Source organism: Streptacidiphilus jiangxiensis (assembly GCF_900109465.1).
GTDB classification, from domain to species: domain Bacteria; phylum Actinomycetota; class Actinomycetes; order Streptomycetales; family Streptomycetaceae; genus Streptacidiphilus; species Streptacidiphilus jiangxiensis.
The window spans coordinates 121,592-142,808 of record NZ_FOAZ01000008.1 but is presented as its reverse complement, the minus strand read 5'-3'; the positions used below and the strand labels follow the sequence as shown (position 1 = coordinate 142,808).

20 protein-coding genes are annotated in these 21,217 nt (G+C 72.7%); 10 read left to right on the top strand and 10 right to left on the bottom strand.

Features of this window, described 5'->3' with window-relative positions:
* The first annotated feature begins 50 nt into the window (after positions 1 to 50).
* Positions 51 to 476, top strand: coding sequence for a hypothetical protein (locus tag BMY61_RS17255; RefSeq protein WP_042447932.1), 426 nt, complete (start codon positions 51 to 53; stop codon positions 474 to 476).
* A gap of 109 nt (positions 477 to 585) precedes the next feature.
* On the opposite strand, the gene BMY61_RS17250 is transcribed toward BMY61_RS17255, so the two are convergent.
* Complete coding sequence (locus BMY61_RS17250; RefSeq protein WP_042447929.1) at positions 586 to 1,050, bottom strand: ATP-binding protein; 465 nt, start codon at positions 1,048 to 1,050, stop codon at positions 586 to 588.
* 118 nt (positions 1,051 to 1,168) lie between these two features.
* A complete protein-coding gene (locus BMY61_RS17245) occupies positions 1,169 to 1,510 on the bottom strand; it encodes an STAS domain-containing protein (RefSeq protein ID WP_042373473.1) in 342 nt (113 codons plus the stop codon).
* Between the two features lie 131 nt (positions 1,511 to 1,641).
* Here BMY61_RS17245 and BMY61_RS17240 point away from each other — a divergent pair, with 131 nt between their 5' ends.
* Both BMY61_RS17240 and BMY61_RS17235 read left to right on the top strand, forming a co-directional pair.
* On the top strand, positions 1,642 to 4,095 hold the full coding sequence (locus BMY61_RS17240; RefSeq protein WP_236656020.1) for a DEAD/DEAH box helicase: 2,454 nt from the start codon (positions 1,642 to 1,644) through the stop codon (positions 4,093 to 4,095).
* Positions 4,092 to 4,961 carry a class I SAM-dependent methyltransferase gene (locus tag BMY61_RS17235; protein WP_042447927.1) on the top strand — a complete coding sequence of 290 codons (870 nt, stop codon included), beginning with the start codon at positions 4,092 to 4,094 and terminating at the stop codon, positions 4,959 to 4,961. Before BMY61_RS17240 ends, BMY61_RS17235 begins: the two co-directional genes overlap by 4 nt.
* A 20-nt stretch (positions 4,962 to 4,981) precedes the next feature.
* Here the strand turns inward: BMY61_RS17235 and BMY61_RS17230 are convergent, their stop codons facing one another.
* The 7 genes from BMY61_RS17230 to ssd form a co-directional block, all read right to left on the bottom strand.
* On the bottom strand, positions 4,982 to 5,428 hold the full coding sequence (locus tag BMY61_RS17230) for an Rv3654c family TadE-like protein (protein WP_052438716.1): 447 nt from the start codon (positions 5,426 to 5,428) through the stop codon (positions 4,982 to 4,984).
* Positions 5,425 to 5,814 carry a TadE family type IV pilus minor pilin gene (locus BMY61_RS17225; protein WP_042447924.1) on the bottom strand — a complete coding sequence of 130 codons (390 nt, stop codon included), beginning with the start codon at positions 5,812 to 5,814 and terminating at the stop codon, positions 5,425 to 5,427. Before BMY61_RS17225 ends, BMY61_RS17230 begins: the two co-directional genes overlap by 4 nt.
* On the bottom strand, positions 5,804 to 6,007 hold the full coding sequence (locus BMY61_RS17220) for a DUF4244 domain-containing protein (protein WP_042448165.1): 204 nt from the start codon (positions 6,005 to 6,007) through the stop codon (positions 5,804 to 5,806). The genes BMY61_RS17225 and BMY61_RS17220 overlap by 11 nt, the downstream gene beginning before the upstream one ends.
* Before the next feature lie 529 nt (positions 6,008 to 6,536).
* The gene (locus BMY61_RS17215) at positions 6,537 to 7,316 is read right to left on the bottom strand and encodes a type II secretion system F family protein (protein WP_042447921.1); all 780 of its coding nucleotides are present in this window, start codon (positions 7,314 to 7,316) and stop codon (positions 6,537 to 6,539) included.
* Positions 7,317 to 7,380: 64 nt separating this feature from the next.
* Entirely contained in the window at positions 7,381 to 8,328 is a 948-nt protein-coding gene (locus BMY61_RS17210) for a type II secretion system F family protein (RefSeq protein WP_052438715.1), read from the bottom strand.
* Positions 8,329 to 8,525: 197 nt separating this feature from the next.
* Entirely contained in the window at positions 8,526 to 9,791 is a 1,266-nt protein-coding gene (locus tag BMY61_RS17205; protein ID WP_082015037.1) for a TadA family conjugal transfer-associated ATPase, read from the bottom strand.
* Positions 9,788 to 10,957, bottom strand: a complete 1,170-nt coding sequence (ssd, locus tag BMY61_RS17200; RefSeq protein WP_082015036.1) for a septum site-determining protein Ssd — start codon at positions 10,955 to 10,957, stop codon at positions 9,788 to 9,790. The genes BMY61_RS17205 and ssd overlap by 4 nt, the downstream gene beginning before the upstream one ends.
* Before the next feature lie 389 nt (positions 10,958 to 11,346).
* Between ssd and BMY61_RS17195 the strand changes: the two genes are divergently transcribed.
* A complete protein-coding gene (locus BMY61_RS17195) occupies positions 11,347 to 12,195 on the top strand; it encodes an HAD family hydrolase (RefSeq protein WP_042448158.1) in 849 nt (282 codons plus the stop codon).
* A 424-nt stretch (positions 12,196 to 12,619) separates the two neighbouring features.
* Here BMY61_RS17195 and BMY61_RS17190 read toward each other — a convergent pair whose 3' ends face one another.
* Positions 12,620 to 13,627: a Fic family protein gene (locus BMY61_RS17190; protein ID WP_042447917.1), complete on the bottom strand. Its 1,008-nt coding sequence runs from the start codon at positions 13,625 to 13,627 to the stop codon at positions 12,620 to 12,622.
* A gap of 291 nt (positions 13,628 to 13,918) precedes the next feature.
* Between BMY61_RS17190 and BMY61_RS17185 the strand changes: the two genes are divergently transcribed.
* From BMY61_RS17185 to BMY61_RS17160, 6 genes are all read left to right on the top strand, one after another.
* Positions 13,919 to 14,914 (top strand): ATP-binding protein, encoded by a 996-nt coding sequence (locus BMY61_RS17185; protein ID WP_042447915.1) that lies wholly within the window; start codon positions 13,919 to 13,921, stop codon positions 14,912 to 14,914.
* A 158-nt stretch (positions 14,915 to 15,072) separates the two neighbouring features.
* The gene (locus BMY61_RS17180) at positions 15,073 to 15,906 is read left to right on the top strand and encodes a carbonic anhydrase (protein WP_042447912.1); all 834 of its coding nucleotides are present in this window, start codon (positions 15,073 to 15,075) and stop codon (positions 15,904 to 15,906) included.
* A gap of 197 nt (positions 15,907 to 16,103) precedes the next feature.
* Positions 16,104 to 18,062, top strand: a complete 1,959-nt coding sequence (gene acs, locus BMY61_RS17175; RefSeq protein WP_236656019.1) for an acetate--CoA ligase — start codon at positions 16,104 to 16,106, stop codon at positions 18,060 to 18,062.
* A 193-nt stretch (positions 18,063 to 18,255) separates the two neighbouring features.
* Positions 18,256 to 19,557, top strand: a complete 1,302-nt coding sequence (nhaA, locus tag BMY61_RS17170; protein WP_052438714.1) for a Na+/H+ antiporter NhaA — start codon at positions 18,256 to 18,258, stop codon at positions 19,555 to 19,557.
* A gap of 73 nt (positions 19,558 to 19,630) precedes the next feature.
* Positions 19,631 to 20,089 (top strand): phage holin family protein, encoded by a 459-nt coding sequence (locus BMY61_RS17165; RefSeq protein WP_042447908.1) that lies wholly within the window; start codon positions 19,631 to 19,633, stop codon positions 20,087 to 20,089.
* A gap of 144 nt (positions 20,090 to 20,233) precedes the next feature.
* Positions 20,234 to 21,169, top strand: coding sequence for an alpha/beta fold hydrolase (locus BMY61_RS17160; RefSeq protein ID WP_042447905.1), 936 nt, complete (start codon positions 20,234 to 20,236; stop codon positions 21,167 to 21,169).
* Positions 21,170 to 21,217: the final 48 nt, after the last annotated feature.

Sequence of the window (21,217 nt, the reverse complement as noted above, 5' to 3'; positions counted from 1 at the left end):
AAGTGACGAGAGGGACTTTCCTCCGTCATTGGACCGTCCCTGGCGAACAGTTGGACGGTTTTCAGCCACCCGCCCGCCGATGGCTGGGCTACTACGGCGAGGCGCCCACGCCCACCTCGTACTTCCCGCTCGCACCGGCACACGTGCTGGACACGCGCTACGCCGTCGGCGCGCCCAAGGGACAGCTCGACGGCGGCAAGGTGCTGCGGCTCAAGGTCCTGGGCGTGGCCGGAGTCCCGGTCGGCGCCAGGACGGTGCTGCTGAGTCTCACCGCACTGAACGCCACGGCCAACACCGCTGTCACCGCCTTCGCCGAGAACACCGCGCGTCCGGCGGGCGCGGCGGTCGAGGCGGGCCGTGGCCTGCCGGCCACGGTCAGGGTGGAGGTACCGGTCGGCAGCGACGGCTACGTCGACCTGTACAACCAGGCCGGCAGCATGGATCTGCTGGCGGACGTCCAGGGCTACTACGCCTGACGACCGTCGTGAACCGATGTGGCAGACGTGAGCAGACGGACGAGGGCGGCCCGGGAGATCCCGGGCCGCCCTCGGCGTCTCGTGGCGTGGCCGACAGGTCCGACTCGGACTACAGCTCGTCGTCCGCGGGGTCGGCGATCGGCCAGCTCATACGGATGATGCCGCCGTCGTCGTCGTGGCCGATGACCAGGTCGTCGACCAGGCCGCTGATCACGGCCAGACCCATGGTGTCGTCGGCCTGCTCACCGCCGCCGTTGCCGCCGGCACCGGCGGCGAGGCTGAGGGCCTCGGCCGCGCTGCTGTCGGCGTGCGCGGTGACCGGCGTCGGCACACCGTCGCCGACCTCGATCAGAAAGCGCTTCTCCTGCTGGGTCAGCTTGACCCGCACGGGATGTGAGACTCCGTTGCGCACGTGCAGACCGACCGCACGCGAGCATGCCTCGCCCACGGCGAGGCGAACCTCGTCGAGGACCGAATCGTCGACCCCGGCCTGACGTGCGACCGCAGCCGCGACCAGCCGCGCCGTTCGCACGTGCGACGGGAGCGCGCTGAAGCGCAGTTCGACGGTGGCCATCAATGTCCCCCTCGAAAGGTTCTGGTTCCAGACCGGCCCCGGGAGCCGGGACGCGCGAAACCCGCGCGCCGACACCGCTCCCGGGTGCACCGCCGCTCAGAGAGAGCCCGGCACGAGCTCAGTCGTTGGCGGCGACAGCCTCGTCCACGGAACCGTGGATGGGGAACACCTTCGTCAGTCCGGTGATCCGGAAAATCTTGAGGATGCGCTCCTGGTTGCAGACCAGACGGAGCGAACCCTCGTGGGCCCGCACCCGCTTGAGCCCTCCGACGAGCACGCCCAACCCGGTCGAGTCCAGGAAGTCCACACCTTCCATGTCCACGATCAGGTGGTAGTGACCCTCATTGACGAGCTCGACGAGCTGCTCACGCAGCTTCGGGGCGGTGTACACATCGATCTCGCCCCCCACCTCGACGACCGTGCGGTCGCCGACGGAACGGGTCGACAGGGACAGGTCCACGGAACCTCCAGCACCTTGCCTTGCTTCCATGCCGATGGCGGGGACCCTGGCCCCGTTGCACGGCCGCGTAGGCATTCAACCACTTATCGCCTGGCCAGCACGACGCCTTGGGGCGAATCTCCATCGGCGTGATGACAGACTGGGGCCCGATGAAGCCGCGTCCTGACCCGCCCAAAGCCGCTCTCGACCGCCTGACGGGCGCCTCCGGGCGGCAAGATCGGCTCACTCATACGGAGCACATCCCGGCCCGCCCCGCCCGTTATGCGGACTGGCCCGGGGGGCTGCGCCCGGAGGTTCTGGCGGCGATCGGGGCAACCGGCATCGAGCGGCCATGGACACATCAGGCCGAAGCGGCAAATCTGACGATAAGCGGACAAAATGTGGTGATCGCCACAGGGACCGCCTCGGGCAAGTCGCTCGCCTACCTGGCCCCCGTCCTCAGCGCGCTGCTGGACGGCACCGAGGCCAAGAACGGCCGCGGCGCAACGGGCCTGTACCTCGCGCCCACCAAAGCGCTCGCCGCCGACCAGCTGCGCCGCCTGGGCGAGCTGCGAACCGCCGCCGACCAGGCCGGCCCGGAGGCGGCAGGACTGACCCGGGTCCGAGCCGCCGTCTACGACGGCGACACGCCCTTCGAGGAGCGCGAGTGGGTCCGCCAGTACGCGGCGTACGTGCTGACCAACCCCGACATGCTCCACCGGGCGATCCTGCCCGGCCACGCCCGCTGGGCCTCCTTCCTGCGGTCGTTGCGGTACGTCGTGATCGACGAGTGCCACACCTACCGGGGCGTCTTCGGCTCCCACGTCGCCCAGGTGCTGCGCCGGCTACGGCGCCTGTGCGCCCGCTACGGCGCCGACCCGGTGTTCCTGCTGGCCTCGGCCACCGTCGCCGAGCCGGGGCACAGCGCCGAACGGCTGACCGGCCTGCCCGTCGCCGAGGTGACCTCCGACGGATCCCCGCGCGGGGAGACCGTCTTCGCGCTCTGGGAACCCCCGCTGACCGAGCTCTCCGGCGAGCACGGCGCGCCGGTGCGCCGCTCGGCCACCGCCGAGGCCGCCGACCTGCTCACCGACCTGGTGCTGGACGAGACCCGCACCGTCGTCTTCGTCCGCTCACGGCGCGGCGCCGAGCTGGTCTCGGTCATCGCCCAGGAACGGCTGGCCGAAGCCGCGGGGGATGCGGTGGCCCGCCGGGTCGCCGCCTACCGCGGCGGCTACCTCCCCGAGGAACGGCGGGCCCTGGAGCGCGCCCTGCACTCGGGCGCGCTGCTCGGCCTGGCCTCCACCAGCGCGCTGGAGCTGGGCGTGGACGTGGCCGGTCTCGACGCGGTGCTGCTGGCCGGCTACCCGGGCACGCGCGCGTCCCTGTGGCAGCAGGCAGGCCGGGCCGGACGCGACGGCGGGGGCGCGCTGGCCGTCCTGATCGCCCGGGACGACCCGCTGGACACCTACCTGGTGCACCACCCCGAGTCGCTGTTCCGCCGACCCGTCGAGTCGACCGTGCTGGACCCGGACAACCCGCACGTCCTCGCGCCGCACCTGTGCGCGGCCGCCGCCGAGCTGCCGCTGACCTCTCCGGGTGACCTGGAGCTGTTCGGCCCGTCCGCGCCGATACTCCTGCCCCAGCTGGAGCGACGCGGCATGCTGCGTCGGCGCGGCGAGAACAGCTGGTTCTGGACCCGTCGCGAGCGTGCCGCCGACCTGGTCGACATCCGCGGCGAGGGCGGCTCCCCCGTACGGGTCGTCGAGGCGGACACCGGCCGCCTGCTGGGCACCGTCGACGCCGGCTCCGCACACACCGCCGTGCACACCGGCGCGGTCCATCTGCACCAGGGCCGCACCTACCTGGTGCAGGAGCTGGACCTTGAGGACTCGGTGGCCCTGGTCGCCCAGGCGAACCCGCCCTACAGCACCGTCGCCCGCGACACGACGCACATCGCCGTGCTCGGCACCGACCGCCAGGTCTCCTGGGGCGAGGCGACCCTGAACTTCGGCTCGGTCGAGGTGACCAACCAGGTCGTCTCGTTCCTCAAGCGCCGCCTGCTGACCGGCGAGATCCTCGGCGAGACCAAACTCGACCTCCCGCCACGCACGCTGCGCACCCGGGCCGTGTGGTGGACGGTGACCGAGGAGCAGTTGGAGGACGCCGGCCTGCTGCCGGACGAGCTCCCCGGCGCCGCCCACGCCGCCGAGCACGCCTCGATCGGCCTGCTCCCGCTCTTCGCCACCTGCGACCGCTGGGACATCGGCGGCGTCTCGGTCCCCCTGCACCCGGACACCGGGCTGCCCACGGTCTTCGTCTACGACGGCCACCCGGGCGGCGCCGGCTTCGCCGAGCGCGGTTTCGAGCGGGCCCGTGAGTGGCTCTCGGCCACCCTGCAGGCCATCACCTCCTGCGAGTGCGAGCGCGGCTGCCCGTCCTGCATCCAGAGCCCCAAGTGCGGCAACGGCAACGACCCGCTGGACAAGCACGGCGCCGTCCGCCTGCTGAGGCTGCTCCTCGCAGGCCGCCCGGACACCGGGGAGTCCGGGCCGGCACAAGCCGGTGGTGCGCCGCCGGACGATCCCCATAGGGTCCGCCGGTGAACACGCAGCAGACAGCCCCCAGCCCCGGAGCGCAGGCCGCCGAGAGTTACCTCCGGGCGTTCCACGACAACACGCCCGGACTCCAGTCGCAGGGCGTGGAGGCCCACCGGGCCGAGGACGGCCGCACCAGCTACGAGGTGCTGGCCGACCGGGTCGGGCCCGTACGGCGGGTTCTTGACCTCGGGTGCGCTGACGGCGCACTACTGGCGCTGTTCGCCGGGCGCGGGGCGCAGGAGCTCGCCGGCGTGGACCTGTCGTCCGGTGAACTGGAGATCGCCCGGCGCCGCCCCGAACTGGCCGACGCCCACCTCCACCACGGCAGGGCCCAGCAGCTGCCCTTCCCGGACGACCGCTTCGACGCCGTCGTGTCGCACATGGCGTTCATGCTGATGGCCGACGTCGACCAGGTCGCCGCGGAGGCGGCCCGCGTCCTGGCCCCGGGCGGCACGCTGGCCGTGGCGGTCGGCGGCGGGCCGCTCGGCGGCGACGGGATGGACCTGTTCCTCGACCTCGCCCGGCCGTACCTCGACGCCACCCCGAAGCCGCAGGGCCGCCCCCGCTTGGGCGACCCGCGCAGCCGCAAGCGCGAGGGGCTCGACGAGATCCTCACCCCGTTCGGCTTCGCGCCCGTGGAATGGCTGCCGTTCGCACTCAGGATGGACGGCACCCCCGAGGAGGTGTGGCAGCGCATGCTCGACACCTTCTACGACGTGACCCAACTCGACGCGACGTCCCTGGAACGGCTCCACCAGGAGTTCCTCGACGCCGCGGCCGCCCAGGTCGCACCGGACGGGCGGCTGCCCAGCGGGCTGCGGATCAACCTCGCCACAACGCGACTGGCTGCCGTTCAGGACCGCCTGGGCTGATCGGGTCGGCCCGGGGCAGGTCAGAACGGCGCTGTCACCGGGCCCGCCCTGGCTCGGCCGTGGGCGGGAGGCAGGCCGGGGATCAGACCACTCGGGGAGGGGACGGACACGTCGACCTCGACGCTGTCCTCCATGGCGTCCGCTCGGATCGTGCAGGCGCGGAGCGTGGCGCCCTGGGCCGAGGCGATGGCGGCCGCCTCGGCACACGCCTGGCCCGGATCGAGGAGCAGTCGGCCCGCCGCAGCCAGGGCCGCCAGGTCCGCAGCGGACTCCGCCCGGTGGCGGGCCGCGATCGCGCCCGCCACCGCCAGCGCGGCCGTGGCCGCCAGCGCGACCAGGGAGAGCAGCGCGACCAGCCAGATGGTGGCCGCCCCCGTGTCCCCACACTGCCGGCGAGGTGGCCGGAACCGCCCGCCACGTCGCCCGGGCCGCCCCCTGCGCGGCTCGGGCCGCCGAGGCGGCCTCACGGCCGGGCCCCCGGCTCGCCGGGCTCGCGTTCGGCCACGGCCGTCGCCGAGACGCGGAAACTCAGCAGTCCGCCGGGCCCGCCGCTGAGCGCCGACACCTCGGCCCGCACCCGGTCGCCTGCAGCGCTGACCGACACCGACGCACCCTGCGGTGCGGCGGCCTGGCCCAGCGCCGCAGCCGCCGGATCGCCCCTCGCGGCCGCGCGGGCGGCCTCCCTGGCCGCGTCCACGCACCGCACCTGGGCCGATCCGACCAGCACGGCCCACAGCAGCATCGCGCTGACCAGTACGAGCGCCGGCAGGGCGACTGCCGCCTCGGCCGTCGTGTAGCCCGCGTCACCGTCGGGCCGCCCCGCACCGGGCGGCTGGCGACGCTCAGACGGCACCGAGGGCTCGCCGGATCAGGCCCTGCAGCGCCGAGGAGACGGCGCCGCTGGTGACGACCTTGTAGAGCAGGGCGGCGAAGCCGCACGCCGCCACCGTGCCGACGGCGTACTCCGCCGTGGTCATGCCGTCGTCGGCAGCGAGACTCCCGAAGCGGGCACGCAGTCGGCAGCGCAGCACATGGGCGCCGTGCATCAGCCAGACCTGGACCACGCAGGCCAGCAGCCCGAGCGCGGCTCGTGGGCGACGCAGGCAGAGCCTGGCGAAGGGCACTGGCGCGGGGGCGGCATCGGACCGAGCCGGCTTTTGCGGCGGCTGGTCGGGCGCCGGCTGACGGGGCGTCGGCGGGGCGGTCGGTTCCGGAAAGGCGGTCTCGGACTGAACGTCAGCAGAGGGAATGCGCAGAGATTTGGTCACGGTGACTCCTCGGGTCGTGAACAGGCGGACAGAACGGTCGTCGGAACAGATGGGGTGGGGCGGCGTCGGGACCGAGGGCGGTCCTGGGCGGTGGCCGCTCCCGGAACGGCGCCGCCGACGGGTGAACCTCCGGGCCGGACCGGCCCGGAGGGCGCCGAGCGAAGGGCGGACCCCGGCGAGGGGCTGGGCCAGGCAACGGGGCGGGGCCAAGCGAAGAGGCAGGGTCAAGCGAGGAGACGGGCCGGCCCGACCGATGTGCAGGTCCGGTCACCGGACCGGACGGGTCAGCCCGGAGCCGGACTCCAACTCAGAGGCGGCCCAGGAAGATCCCGGCAAGGCCGGTGACCACCGGGACGACGCCGACCAGGACGAAGGCGGGCAGGAAGCAGAGCCCGAGCGGCGCAGTCGCCAGCACTCCCGCCCGGCGGACCCTGGCCTGGGCCTCGCGGGCCGCCGAGACCCGTTCCGCGCCGGCGAGCCTGGCGAGACCGGCTGCCGGGGGCGCCCCGCTGGAGGCCGCCCTGGCCAGGCACCGACCCAGTGGCGCAAGCACCGGGTCGGTCGCCGCGAGCCGCTCCCAGCAGGACTCCGGGTCGGCCCCCATGGAGAGCTGGACCCCTGCGGCCACGAGGCGTCCGGCCATCGGCTCCGGCATCGCCTCGGCGACGGCGCCAAGGGCGACGTCCGGCGGGCACCACGAGGCCATACAGCCGGCCAGCAGTTCCGCCGTCAGTGGGAGTTGGGAGCGCAGCAGGGCGGACTCCCGCCGCCGGGCCCGTTCGGCGGGCCCCGGCGGGGCCGGCAGGTAGCGGAGCCCGAGCGCCGTCAGCGCCACCCCGAGCACCCACCCCGCCGCCCCGCCGACCAGCGCCACCGCACCGGCTCCGAGCGCAAGGGAGGCCGCACGTGGCAGCAGGCGCTCCCCGCCCGGGCGTGCGCGGCGCACCTCCCGGCGACGGACGGGATCGACGCCCACCCGCCGGGCCCGGCGCAGCGCCCTGCGCCGACGCACGTACAGGACCGTCCCGGTCCCCATGGCGGTCGCCCCGCTGAGCAAGGCCGCCACCGTGACCCATCCGGCGTTCACTCCGCGGCTCCTGCGGAGGAGGAACGTCGTTCGAGGGGTGACGCGGACCGTACCCCGCGCCCCCTCATGCGGTGCGCTCCGCCGCGCGGGCGATGCGGGCCGTCCAGACCAACCCCGCGTACTCGAGGAGGCCGCCCACCAGCAGACACACCAGACCTGACGTGGTGTGGAGCAACACCTGCAGCGGATCGGCCCCGAGGGCCGCGCCCAACGCCAGGCCAAACACGGGCAGGAGAGCCAGGAGCACCGCCGTGGAGCGCGGGCCGGCCAGTTCCGCCCGGACGGAGTCCCGCAGAGCCCGCTCGGAGCGCAGGCCCTCGGCAACCCGGTCCAGTCCCTCGGCCAGGCCCGCCCCACTGGCGGAGGTGACCCGCCAACAGGCGGCGGCGCCCCTGGCGCCTTCGGCTCCTGGCGTCTCCGCCAGGAGGGTCAGCGCCCCGTCCACCGAGCCGCCCAACCGGACGGCGGCCAACAGGGCGGTCGAATCGATCGCGTCCCCGTGCGGGAGGCCCTCGACGGCCATCTCGACGGCCTGGTACGGCGTTGCCCCGGTGCGGAGCTCGCCCGCCAGTGCCGCGCAGAGCTCCACCACGGCGGCTTGGCGGTCCTCCCTGGCCCGCAACGCCCGCCGTCGGCGGCGGAGCCGGATCGTCGGCCACACGGCCGCCGCTGCCACCAGGGCGGGGACGGGCGAGGCCGCCAGCCAGGCGCTGACGGCGCCCAGCGGGAGGAGCAGCAGCTCCACCGGAAGGAGGGCACGCATCCGGTGCACGTGCCGCCGCCAGGCTCCGGAGCGCTGTTCCCCGACGCCCGGACAGAGCCGGACGAGGCGCCGGGTCATCCGGTCACGCCGCGTCAGCCACCAGGCACCCAGCCCGAGCAGGGCCATGACGGCCGCCGTCGCCAGCGCGTGGACGGAGGGCCAGACGAGTCCCAGCTCGGCCTGTCCAGGCCCGGACGTACCGCCGCCCCCGCCGACCGGACCCGTGCCCATCGCCGCCATGGCCGTCATCGCATGATGCGAGCGATGCGCCCACCCGGAGCCGGACCAGCCGGGCCCAGGCCAGGTGGGCACGGGCCAGAGATGGGCAGCTCCGCGGGGCGTGGCTGGGGTGTCCCCCGGCGCCTGGGCCCCGATCGGATGCGTCCCGCCCCACGGCCCCTGCCGCAGGCCGGCTCCGGGCAGGCACGCCGGCATCGACCGGCCCGTCACTTGGGCCGGGCCCACGGAGCCCGGAGCCCGCCGCAGCGCTCGGCGAGTCGGGGCCACCCCGGGCCGGGCTCCTGCCCGCCCGCGGCAGGGAACCGAACGGCCGGGAGGGCCGTCACCAGGCCGTCCGCGCCCCGTTCAAGGACGCAGACCTCGGCGACCCGGCGCTGTCCTCCGGGTGCTCGGACGAGGTGGACCACCGCGTCCAGCGCGGCGGCGAGCTGACTGTGCAGGGCGGCACGGCCGAGCCCCGCCGTCGCCGCCAGCGCCTCCAGCCTGGCGGGGACGTCCACGGCCGCGTTGGCGTGGACCGTCCCGCAGCCACCCTCGTGACCGGTGTTCAGGGCGGCCAGCAGATCCAGGACCTCACTGCCGCGGACCTCGCCGACGACCAGGCGGTCCGGGCGCATCCGCAGCGCCTGCCGGACCAGATCACGCAGGTCGATCCCGCCGACTCCCTCCTGGTTGGGCGGGCGCCCCTCCAGCCGGACGAGATGGGGGTGGTCGGGCTGGAGCTCCGCCGAATCCTCGACGACGACCAGGCGTTCGCTCGTCGGGACCAGCCCGAGCAGGGCTGCCAGGAGGGTGGTCTTGCCGGTGCCCGTCCCGCCTGAGACCAGGTACGCCACCCGGGCCCGGACCAGGGCCTGCAGCAGCCCTGCTCCCCAGTTGGTCAACGAGCCCGAGGCCACCAGCTCCTCGAGGGTGAAGGGGCGGGGACGGCTGACGCGCAGGGAGATGAGGGTGCCGCCGACCGCGACCGGCGGGAGCACCGCGTGCAGCCGCACACCCTGGGGCAGCCGGGCGTCAGTCCACGGCCTCGCGTCGTCGAGACGGCGGCCCGCGGTGTGGGCGAGCCGCTGAGCCAGGCGGCGCACCGACGGCTCGTCGGTGAACTTGACGTCCCTGGCCCGTTGCAGGCCGTGCCCGCGATCGACCCAGACCTCGCGTGGGCCGTTCACCAGGACGTCGGTGACTTCGGGATCGCTGAGCAGCCGGTCCAGGGGACCGGCGCCGACCATCTCGGCGCGCAGCTCACGGACGATCTCCAGCACCTCGGTGTCACCGTAGGGGCGGCCCTGGGCGCGCAGGGCGGCTGCGACGCCGGTGATGGTGGGCTCCGCCCCGGACTCGGCCAGGCGCAGCCGGACCGCGTCCAGCAGCGCTGCGGAGACCGCTCCGGCGGAGGCGGACGACACGGATGCCGACCGCCCTGCCGTGCCCGCGCCCGCGTGAGCGCGATGGGTGCTCGTGCTCCTCGTCATGCCGCCACTCCCCCACCGTCCGTGAGGCCGGCACCTGCCAGGGCCTCCGTCAGAAACGCGGTACAGAAACGGCCCAGGGGGCCTTTGGGCCGGGCGCCCGGCGGACGGCCGCACTCCAGGTCGGCGGCCAGGCCGGGCTCGGGGGCCAACTCCCCGGCGAGCGGCAGCCGCAGGCCGTGGGCGACCTCGGTGGCGGTCATCCCGCTCGGGGAGGGACCGCGCACCACCGAGCGCAGATCCGACAGTCGCATCGACACCGCGGCGGCGACCCGACTGGAGGCCGTCATGGCCCGCAGCTCGGCGGGGACCACCAGCAGGCCAAGATCGGCCTGTTCCAAGGCCTCGGCCGCGGCGTCGTCGATCCGGCGGGGGAGGTCGAGCACCACCACCCCTCCACGCCGCCTGGCGGCGCCGAGCACCGTCCGAACGGCTTCGACGGGGATGCTCAGGGTGTCCCCACGATCCCAGCTGAGCGCGGCGAGACGGTGCAGCCGGGGCAACGACTGTTCCAACTCGACTGCGTTGACCCGCCCTCGGGACGAGGCGAGGTCGGGCCAGCGCAGCCCCACCACCTCCTCGCCCCCGAGGAGCACGTCGAGCCCCCCACCGAGGGGATCGACGTCGATGAGGACCGTCCGATGGCCCTCCCGGGCGGCGGTGACGGCGAGGGCGCAGGCCAGCGTCGAGGCGCCGGCCCCGCCGCGCCCGCCCATGACGGCGACGGTGAGGGCGGGCGAGCCGACTCCTTCGGCGGCGTCGGCAACCCGGTCGAGCAGCCAGGGTTCGCTGTCGGGGAGGAACACCACATGCTCGGCCCCGAGGGCGACGGCCTGCTGCCAGACCGTGGCGTCGTCGAGATCCGCCCCGACCAGCAGCACCCCTGGACGCCGGGTCAGCGTCGCCATGCGGTCGGCCACGTCGGCGCCGACGAGGACGAGCGCCGCGGCCTCCCAGGCCTGGCGCGGCGGCGGGGCCCCGCACACGACGTGCGGGGTGGCTCCGGCGGCGGCGCACAGCTTGAGCAGGGCGTCGATCAACTCGTCGTTCTCGGTGACGATCAGTGGCCCGGACCGCGGCTCCCATCCGTCGAGCGACGGGACGGACGGGCCTCTGGGCGGGACCGGGGGAGGCCCGGCGGGTGGGTCGACGGGCGGGCGTGCGGCCATGACGGCTCCCTCACGGAGTGCTGGACGCGCCCCTTTCGGCGCGGACACCACACTGCGCCGAATTCGCAAGTGACCGGCGAACCGGAACCGAATCTGTGGATAAACCGGGGGGTGTGGAAAACACGGCCACGCGTGAGAGTGGATAAACGAACAAACGGTTGACGCATCCCCTGTGTTCGTCCGTAAATAGCACCGCAGCGCCTGGCTGCCGACATGCGACGACCCCCGCCGGGGGGGAGAGCGGGGGTCGTCCTCCACAGCCCGACTCGGGGGGGGAGGAGTCGAGCTGGGTTAGCACGGTCGCGAACGATCCGTGACTTCCATGGTGTACCCGAAGCCCTTCTCAAGCAAACCCACGCGCCGGGCCTTGCGCCGAATGGTTGGCACTTATCCTCGACCTCGTGGAAAACCACTCGCAGCCCCGCCCAGCACGCCAGGCAGCCTTCTTCGACCTGGACAAGACCGTGATCGCGAAGTCCAGCGCGCTGGCCTTCAGCCGCCCCCTGTACCGGGGCGGCCTGATCAACCGCCGCGCGGTGCTCAAGAGCGCGTACGCGCAGTTCGTCTTCCTCGCCGGCGGCGCCGACCACGACCAGATGGAGAAGATGCGCGAGTACCTCTCCTCGCTCGCGCGCGGCTGGAACGTCGCCCAGGTACGAGAGATCGTTGCCGAGACCCTGCACGACCTGATCGACCCGCTGATCTACGACGAGGCCGCCTCGCTCATCGAGGAGCACCACGCCGCAGGCCGGGACGTCGTGATCGTCAGCAGCTCGGGCTCCGAGCTGGTCGAGCCGATCGGCGAGATGCTCGGCGCCGACCACGTCATCGCCACCCGTATGGCCGAAGCGGACGGCTTCTACACCGGCGAGATCGACTTCTACGCCTACGCGGAGAACAAGGCCGTCGCCATCCGCGAGTTGGCCGCGCTCGAGGGCTACGACCTCGCCCGCTGCTACGCCTACAGCGACTCGGCCACCGACCTGCCGCTGCTGGAGGCCGTCGGTAATCCGCACGCGGTCAATCCGGACCGGGCGCTGCGCCGGGAGGCCCAGGCCCGCTCCTGGCCGGTGCTGGTCTTCACCCGCCCGGTCCAGTTGAAGGAGCGCAGCGCCTCCCTCTCGGTGACCAGCCGTCCGATGCTCGCCGCGGCCGCCTTCGGTGCCGCGGTGACCGCGGCGGGCCTGGTCTGGTACGTGGCACGGCGCTCCGGACGCGCTGCCGCAGCGGTCGGCTGACAGCCGCGTTCCGCCCGCCCGCGCGGAACGCCGGACAAAGAACCGAGTCCTTGGGTTCCGCTTCCGGGCGTTCCGCGCTACAAAGGAGGTACGGCCCGCGAGACCGGATGGCACACCTCAGACGGCGACGTCGAAAGGAACCATCGACGCGTCAGGCCCCACGGACCGCGCACAGCCTCCGGGCACCCACGTGCAGCCGACCCACGATCTGGGCCGCCACACCCGGCGAACGGGCAGAGATCCCCGCCGGATGGGCAAAGAGCAGGCGCACGCATGGTCACTCGGACCCTGTGCCAGCGGCGGCACCCTTCTCGGATGCCGCCGCAACCCTTTTGCCGCCGGGCCCCCGCTGGCCGCCGGAACCCTGTTGCCGCGCGGCCCTTCGCCATGGAATCCGCCGGTAGGCCGCGCCCGGTCGGACAGGTCAGGCCATTCCGCGCTGCATGGCCTCGCAGACCGCCGTGCTCTCGCGGACGCCGAGGCGCAGCGCCTGGGCGCAGTGCGAGATCCAGGCGGCCATGCCGGCCCGGGTGCCCGAGGCGTAGCCGGAGAGTGCAGCCGCGTACGCCTCGGTGCCGAGCTCGGCGAGGCCGACCTCCATCGGGCAGATGGCCTTCGGATCGAGCCCCTCGGCGATCAGCACGATCCTGGTTGCGGCGCGGGCCACCAGGCCGTTCGCGCTGGTGAAGGGGCGCAGCGCGAGCAGTTCGCCGTGGACGACGGCGGCCACGACGAGTGCGGGGGCCGTTCGCTCGTTCGGGTGCTTCGTACCGCCGCGGCTGGCCAGCAGTTGCGCGAGGGTGTCCAATCGTGCTGAGACCTCGGCGGCCGACGGCGCCGGGGGCAGCGAGAGGCCCGGGGTTCCCTCCAGCGCGGAGAACTCCGTCTCGGCCTTCTCCGTCGCGGCCACCTGGTGCCGGAAGAGCACCTCGGCGGGTTCGTCGGCCCGCCGCGGCCGCCCCACGACAGACGCGTCGACTCGACCACCGGTGCCCACACCGTCCAGGCCGCCGCCTTCGGCATCGGCGCCGTCGGCCGCCTCCCCTTCTCCGACGGCGAGCAGGTGCAGGCGCGCGAGGACCTGGAGCGGGGAGTGCCGCCAGGTGCCGAGCAGCTGCCCGACCTCGGCGTTCAGGCGCAGGGCACCGCCGACCGTACGGGCCTCGGCGTCACGGCCGAAGTCGCTGCGGCGACGCACTTCCTCGAGCGGCCAGTTCGCACCGTCCAGCGCCGCGGAGGCGCGGGCGCCGCGCAGGGCGGCCTCGGAGGTGACCTCGGCGGCGCGGCGACGCATCACCCGGTGGCCGTAGAGGCGGTCCACGGCCTTGCGGGTCTCGGCGACCGCCTCGGGAACGCCGGGGAGTTCGCCCAGGGGCGCCAGCGGGTCCGCGGCTCCGGGAGCGGGGGACGAGGAAGAGGGGCTCGTGCTCACCGCATTGACATTACGGAACTCGTGGACGGCTCGGGTCCACAGGGGACGTGTGGTGCGTCACCCGAAAGTGTCAAGGATCGGTGAAACCGGATCTCCGAACTCCTGGGCGTCGCTACGATGAACGCAATCGGTGACGATAACGGTTGCCAATAAGCGGCAATCGGCCGAGCGGCAATCGGCTGGTGGCCCGGCAGTCGTCGGCGAGCTGCCACCGGAACGCCGCATCACGTCGCACCGCTTCTCTCGCAAGGCATCAGCCAAGGCACCGCCCATGTCCCGTCCGGAGCTCCCATGAAGATCGCCTTTGTCGGCAAGGGCGGCAGTGGCAAGACCACGCTGTCCTCCCTGTTCGTCCGCCATCTCGCCGTCGCCGGGAGTCCGGTGGTCGCGGTGGACGCCGACGTCAACCAGCACCTGGGGGCGGCCCTGGGGCTCACCGACGAGGAGTGTGCCGCACTGCCCTCGCTCGGCGCCGAGCTCCCGGCCATCAAGGAGTACCTGCGCGGGGAGAACCCCCGCATCGCCGACGCGGCGTCAATGATCAAGACAACGCCGCCCGGTCGGGGCTCCCGATTGCTGCGGATCGTCGAGGACAACCCGGTGTACCGGCTCTGCGCCCGGCCGGTCACGGTGGACGGAGCATCGCTGCGGCTGATGGCAACGGGCGCGTTCAACGAGGAGGACCTCGGTGTCGCCTGCTACCACTCGAAGGTGGGCGCGGTCGAGCTCTGCCTCAACCACCTGGTCGACGGGCCGGGCGAGTACTGGGTGACGGACATGACGGCCGGCGCCGACTCCTTCGCCTCCGGCCTGTTCACCCGCTTCGACCAGACCTTCCTGGTCTGCGAGCCGACGCGCAAGGGCGTGGCGGTCTACCGGCAGTACCGCGACTACGCGCGCGACTTCGGCGTCCGGCTGCACGTGATCGGCAACAAGGTCGAGAACGAGGACGACCTCGCCTTCCTCCGGGAGGAGTTGGGCGACGCCCTACTGGCGGGGTTCGGCCGGTCCGGCTGGGTACGCCGGACGGAGCAGGGGCGCACCCCCGCCTTCGACGAGCTGGAGCCGGCCAACGCCGCGGTGCTGCGCCTCATGCAGGAGACCGTCGACGCCTCCTACGCCGAGCGCGACTGGGAGCGGTACACCCGGCAGCTGGTGACCTTCCACCTTCGCAATGCGGAGAGTTGGGGGAATGCCAAGACCGGCGCCGACCTCGCCGCCCAGGTCGATCCGGGCTTCGTCCTCGGCGAGCACCTGACCGGTCTGCCGGAGCCGCTGGCGGTCTGACCTGGCCCGTCTCCACCGCCGGCGTCCGCTCTCACGGGTGAACTTGGACCACCGGAAGAGCCAGCAAGGTAAAGAGTTCATTACTCTTCATTTACCGATTCTTGGCTCTTCCGTGGCACACCCCGCCGCGCCGTCCTACCCCACAGGAGACGCGACCCATGAACAGCACGCCGAGCACCGCGCCAAGCCCCCAGGGCCGAACCAGGGCCCAGTCCCGAACCGCGTCACAGGCCCGAGCGACGTCAGAGGCCGGAACCAGCACGCAGACCCGCCCGCTGTCCCCACCGTCCGCGCTGTCCCCCCAGCCGGCCACGCTGCCCCCTCCCCCGGCCACGACCGCACCGGACGCCCTCACCGGCGTCCGGGCCTTCCAGCGGCACACCGCGCCCCTGCTCCGTCCCGAGCTGGCGCGGCTGGCCCGGGAGGGGCAGTCCCCCTCCCAGCTCTTCATCACCTGCGCCGACTCGCGGGTGGTCCCCAATGTGATCACCAGCAGCGGCCCGGGAGAGCTGTTCACCGTCCGCAACATCGGGAACCTGGTCCCGCCCACTACCGACGACAGCGTCTTCGCCGCCGTGGAGTACGCCGTGGACGTCCTGGAGGTCCGCGACATCACGGTCTGCGGCCATTCCGGCTGTGGGGCCATGCAGTCCCTGCTGCACGGTGCCCACCGACGCGACGGGCTGGCCGGGACGCCGCTGACCCGCTGGCTGCGCCACGGGCAGGACTCCCTGCACCGGGTCCGACACGCCCCCGCCCGCTTCTACGGCCGGGCAGCCTCGACGGACCCACTGGAGCGGCTGTGCCTGACCAACGTGGTCCAGCAGCTCGACAACCTCCGCGCGCATCCGAGCGTCGCCCGGAAGGCTGAGGCCGGCCTGATCCGATTGACCGGGCTCTACTTCGAACTGGCGACCGCTCAGACCTACTGGTGGTCACCGGCCGGCCGGGGCTTCCTGCCGGTCCGCCCGCGCGTGGGCACGGCGGCCTGAAGTCCCGGGCGCCCTCGCGGGGCGCCGGTCGCCTTCGGGCCGGTCGGTGGAGCGGCCCGTTCGCTGGTCGGGCGGGTCCGATTGGACATCGACCGATCAAAGGTCTACACCAATTTCACGCGGGGCCTTGTCAGCACACCCATCGACCTGGTGAGCTATCTCACGAAACCGGGACGTAATCGATGAGGAGTGTTGCGTTGAGCAGCAATGAGAGCCTGGCGAACCTGCTGAAGGAGGAGCGGCGGTTCGCCCCTCCCGCAGCGCTCGCCGCAGCCGCCAACGTCACCGCCGACGCCTACGGCGAGGCCAAGGCCGACCGCCTCGCCTTCTGGGCCGAGCAGGCCCGCCGCCTGAACTGGGCCAAGGAGCCCACCGAGACCCTCGACTGGTCCAACCCGCCGTTCGCCAAGTGGTTCGCCGACGGCGAGCTCAACGTCGCCTACAACTGCGTGGACCGGCACGTCGAGGCCGGCCTCGGCGACCGCGTCGCGATCCACTTCGAGGGCGAGCCGGGCGACACCCGGACCATCACCTACGCGCAGTTGCACGAAGAGGTCTCCCGCGCCGCCAACGCCCTGCTGGAGCTGGGCGTCGCCAAGGGCGACCGGGTGGCGATCTACATGCCGATGATCCCCGAGGCCGCCGTCGCGATGCTGGCCTGCGCCCGCATCGGTGCCCCGCACTCGGTGGTCTTCGGCGGTTTCTCCGCCGACGCCGTGTCCTCCCGCATCCAGGACGCGGACGCCAAGCTGGTCATCACCGCCGACGGCGGGTACCGCCGCGGCAAGGCGACCGCGCTCAAGCCGGCCATCGACGAGGCCGTGCAGTCCTGCCCGCAGGTCGAGCACGTCCTGGTGGTGCGCCGCACCGGCCAGGAGACGGCGTGGACCGAGGGTCGGGACGTGTGGTGGCACGAGATCACCGAGCGTCAGTCCGCCGAGCACACCGCCGAGGCGCACGCGGCCGAGCACCCGCTGTTCATCCTGTACACCTCGGGCACCACGGGTAAGCCGAAGGGCATCCTGCACACCACCGGCGGCTACCTGACCCAGGCCAGCTACACCCACAACGCGGTCTTCGACCTCAAGCCGGAGACCGACGTCTACTGGTGCACCGCCGACATCGGCTGGGTCACCGGCCACTCCTACATCGTCTACGGGCCGCTCTCCAACGGCGCCACCCAGGTCATGTACGAGGGCACGCCGGACACCCCGCACCAGGGCCGGTTCTGGGAGATCGTGCAGAAGTACGGCGTCACGATCCTCTACACGGCGCCGACCGCGATCCGCACGTTCATGAAGTGGGGCGACGACATCCCCGCCAAGTTCGACCTGTCCTCGCTGCGCGTGCTGGGCAGCGTCGGCGAGCCGATCAACCCCGAGGCGTGGGTCTGGTACCGCGAGCACATCGGCGGCGGCCGGACCCCGATCGTGGACACCTGGTGGCAGACCGAGACCGGCGCGATCATGATCAGCCCGCTGCCGGGCGTCACCGAGACCAAGCCCGGTTCGGCGCAGGTCCCGCTGCCCGGCATCGCGGCCACCGTGGTCGACGACGAGGCCCACGAGGTACCCAACGGCTCCGGCGGCTACCTGGTGCTGACCGAGCCGTGGCCGTCGATGCTCCGCACCATCTGGGGCGACGACCAGCGGTACATCGACACCTACTGGTCGCGTTTCGAGGGCCGCTACTTCGCCGGCGACGGTGCCAAGAAGGACGAGGACGGCGACATCTGGCTGCTCGGCCGGGTGGACGACGTGATGCTGGTCTCCGGCCACAACATCTCCACCACCGAGGTCGAGTCCGCCCTGGTCTCGCACCCGCAGGTGGCGGAGGCCGCGGTCGTCGGCGCCACCGACGCCACCACCGGCCAGGCGATCGTCGCCTTCGTCATCCTGCGCGGCACCGCGCAGGACAGTGACGAGCTCACCGCCGAGCTGCGTGACCACGTGGCCAAGGTGCTCGGCCCGATCGCCAAGCCCAAGCGGATCCTGACCGTCAGCGAGCTGCCCAAGACCCGCTCCGGCAAGATCATGCGACGCCTGCTGCGCGACGTGGCCGAGAACCGCGAGGTCGGTGACGTCACCACGCTGGCGGACACCACCGTCATGGACCTGATCCAGAGCAAGCTCCCTGCCGCTCCCAGCGAGGACTGAGCGAGGACTGAGCGAGCACTGACCCGGATCAGCCGAAGGTCCTGACCACGGCCCGTCCCCAGCCGTCATCCGGCCGGGGGCGGGCCGCCGTCGTCGGCGGGCCGCAGCCTTCGGCGCGCTTCTGTCGTACATCCGTAGCATGTGACAAAACGGATGCAAACGGTCGTAACTGACAGAAGTGAGGTGCCCTCGCGTGAGCAGCGAGCCGACGCCGACGCCGCGCCGCCAGTTCCTTGCCAGGCTCCCCCTGCCGGAACGCGCCTTCATCGCGGACGCCCTGCGGGCGGAGACGGTCGGCGGCATCCTGCTCCTGGTGGCCGCGGTGGTCGCACTCGTCTGGGCGAACGCGTGGCCCGGTTCCTACGAGAGCGTCAGCAACTACACGATCGGCCCGAGCACGCCGCTCCACCTGAACCTGACGCTCGCCGACTGGGCCAAGGACGGCCTGCTCACCGTCTTCTTCTTCGTGGCCGGCATCGAGCTCAAGCGCGAGCTCGTGGTGGGCGAGCTGCGCGATCCGCGGGCCGCCCTGCTGCCGGTCGCCGCCGCGGTGTGCGGAGTCGCCCTGCCGGCCGTCATCGACGTCCTCATCAACAGCGGGCCCGGTGGTCACCTGGGCGGCTGGGCCATCCCCACGGCGACGGACATCGCCTTCGCGCTGGGCGTGCTGGCCGTCGTCGGCTCCCACCTGCCCTCGCCCCTGCGGGCCTTCCTGCTGACCCTGGCGGTGGTGGACGACCTGATCGCGATCCTGATCATCGCGATCTTCTACAGCCACGGCGTCAAGCCCTGGGCACTGGGGCTCGCGCTGCTCGGCCTGATCCTCTTCTACGTGCTGCACCGGGCCCGGGTGCACGGCTGGTACCTGTACGTGCCACTCGCCGTGCTGATCTGGGCGCTCATGCACGAGGGCGGCGTGCACGCCACGGTGGCCGGCGTGGCGATGGGGCTGATGCTGCGGGTGACCAAGGACCCGGGCGAGGAGCACGCGCCGGGCGAGCACATCGAGCACCTGGTCCGCCCGTTCTCGGCCGGCTTCTGCGTGCCCGTCTTCGCGCTCTTCGCGGCCGGCGTCTCCATCAGCCCCCATGCCCTCGGCCAGGTCTTCACCGAGGCTGCGCCACTCGGTGTCGTGCTCGGGCTCGTGGTGGGCAAGACCTTCGGCGTCTTCGGCGGCACCTGGCTGACGGCACGGTTCACCCGGGCGGAGCTGAATCCCGAACTGGCCTGGGCCGATCTCTTCTCGATCTCGGTGCTCTCCGGTATCGGCTTCACCGTCTCGCTGCTCATCGCCGAGCTGGCCTTCTCCGGCAATCCCGAGCTCACCGAACGCGCCAAGGCGGCGGTGCTGGTGGGCTCCGTGATCTGCGCGGTGGCGGCGTCCGTCCTGCTGCGGATGCGGAACCGGAAGTATCAGCGACTGTGTGACGAAGAGGACTCGGAGGACGGCATAGTGTCCGGTGGTGACGTACCGTCCGGTAGCGGCATGATCTGATAGAGCAACAGCGGTCGTGCGAGAGCGTCGCACCGACCGCCCACGGGGATCGCGCGAGATGAGGAGAAGCGAGATGGCCGCTCCCGAAACCGGGACCGAGCGCACGGTGGGGCAGCTGTTCGCTTCCGCGACCGCGGATCTGTCGGCGTTGGTGCATGACGAGATCGCGCTGGCCAAGCAGGAGATCAAGAAGGATGTCGTCCGCGGCGCCTCGGGCCTCGGCTCGATCGGCGCCGCTGCGGTGATCCTGCTGGCCTCCATCCCGATGTTCAGCTTCGCGGCCGCGTACGGGATCCACTCGACCGGCCTGGGTCTGGTCTGGTGCTTCCTGATCATCGGCGGTGTCTACGTCGTGCTCGCCGTGATCGCGGCACTGGTCGCGATCCGCTTCTTCAAGAAGCTGTCCCCGCCGGAGCGCACCATCGCGGGCGCCAAGGCGACGGCGGACGTACTGAAGTCCGCCAAGCCGCACCCGGGCCCCGTGGTCGGCGCCGTGGTGTCCGGTGACGGCCACAAGGCACTGACGCGCTGACCCCCGTCCCGTCCGCGCGCTCGTCCGGACGCGTGGACGCGTGGGCGCCCGGACGCGTGGACGGGTGCCGGCGGCCCGGCGACCGGACGCGCGGACGGGTGCCGGAGGCGGCGTGCGGGGCCCGAGGTGTGACACGCTCTTCCCATGGCCTTCGACCCTGCCGCCTCCAGCGCTGACGCCTTCGATCCCCGGATCGAAGGTCCGTGGACGCACCGTGACCTCGCCGCGAACGGGGCACGGTTCCACATCGCCGAGCTCGGCGAAGGGCCGCTGGTGCTGTTCGTGCACGGCTGGCCGCAGTTCTGGTGGACGTGGCGGCACCAGCTGACCGCCCTGGCGGGCGCCGGCTACCGCGCCGTCGCGGTCGACCTCCGCGGCGTCGGCGGCAGCGACCGGACGCCCCGCGGATACGACCCCTCCAACATGGCGCTGGACCTGACCGGGGTGATCCGGTCCCTGGGCGCCTCCGACGCGACCCTGGTCGGGCACGACTGGGGCGGCTTCCTTGCCTGGACCGCGGCCGCGATGCGGCCCGCCCTGGTCCGGCACCTCGTCGTGGTCTCCAGCGCGCACCCGCGCAGCCTGCGGCGCGCACTGCTGACGGACCGACGCCAGATTGTCGCCGCCGACCACCTGCTGGGGTTCCAGCGCCCGTGGATGCCCGAGCGGCAGCTCGCCGCGGGGGATGCGGCCCTGGTCGGCGACTACCTGCGGGACTGGTCCGGCCCCGGGCACCGGCCGAGCGAGAAGGAGCTGCTGACGTACCGACAGGCCATGCTCCTGTCGAACACCCGGCACTGCTCGATCGAGCCCTACCGATGGCTGATGCGCTCCATGGGCCGCCCCGACGGTTTCCAGTTCTCCCGGCGCATGAACCGCAAGCTTCGTGTGCCGACCCTGCACGTACACGGTGAGGCCGACCCGGTGCTGCTGCCGGAGACCGCCCTCAGCTCCGGCGCCTACGTCGACGCGCCCTACGACTGGCGTCCGCTCGACGGGATCGGCCACTACCCGCACGAGGAGGATCCCGACGGGTTCTCCGCGCTGCTGCTGGAGTGGTTGAAGGGCCACCAGAGGTGACCGGCGGGGCGCCACCCGTCGAGTGAATGCGCCCCTGGCATAAGCCAA

Excerpts from the sequence above, each read along its gene's own strand:
- BMY61_RS17250 (WP_042447929.1), bottom strand. The coding sequence starts at position 1,050 with ATGGCCACCGTCGAACTGCGCTTCAGCGCGCTCCCGTCGCACGTGCGA.
- BMY61_RS17240 (WP_236656020.1), top strand. The coding sequence starts at position 1,642 with ATGACAGACTGGGGCCCGATGAAGCCGCGTCCTGACCCGCCCAAAGCC.
- BMY61_RS17220 (WP_042448165.1), bottom strand. The coding sequence starts at position 6,007 with ATGCACGGCGCCCATGTGCTGCGCTGCCGACTGCGTGCCCGCTTCGGG.
- BMY61_RS17210 (WP_052438715.1), bottom strand. The coding sequence starts at position 8,328 with ATGACGGCCATGGCGGCGATGGGCACGGGTCCGGTCGGCGGGGGCGGC.
- BMY61_RS17205 (WP_082015037.1), bottom strand. The coding sequence starts at position 9,791 with ATGACGAGGAGCACGAGCACCCATCGCGCTCACGCGGGCGCGGGCACG.
- ssd (WP_082015036.1), bottom strand. The coding sequence starts at position 10,957 with ATGGCCGCACGCCCGCCCGTCGACCCACCCGCCGGGCCTCCCCCGGTC.
- BMY61_RS17185 (WP_042447915.1), top strand. The coding sequence starts at position 13,919 with ATGAAGATCGCCTTTGTCGGCAAGGGCGGCAGTGGCAAGACCACGCTG.
- BMY61_RS17180 (WP_042447912.1), top strand. The coding sequence starts at position 15,073 with ATGAACAGCACGCCGAGCACCGCGCCAAGCCCCCAGGGCCGAACCAGG.
- BMY61_RS17165 (WP_042447908.1), top strand. The coding sequence starts at position 19,631 with ATGGCCGCTCCCGAAACCGGGACCGAGCGCACGGTGGGGCAGCTGTTC.
- BMY61_RS17160 (WP_042447905.1), top strand. The coding sequence starts at position 20,234 with ATGGCCTTCGACCCTGCCGCCTCCAGCGCTGACGCCTTCGATCCCCGG.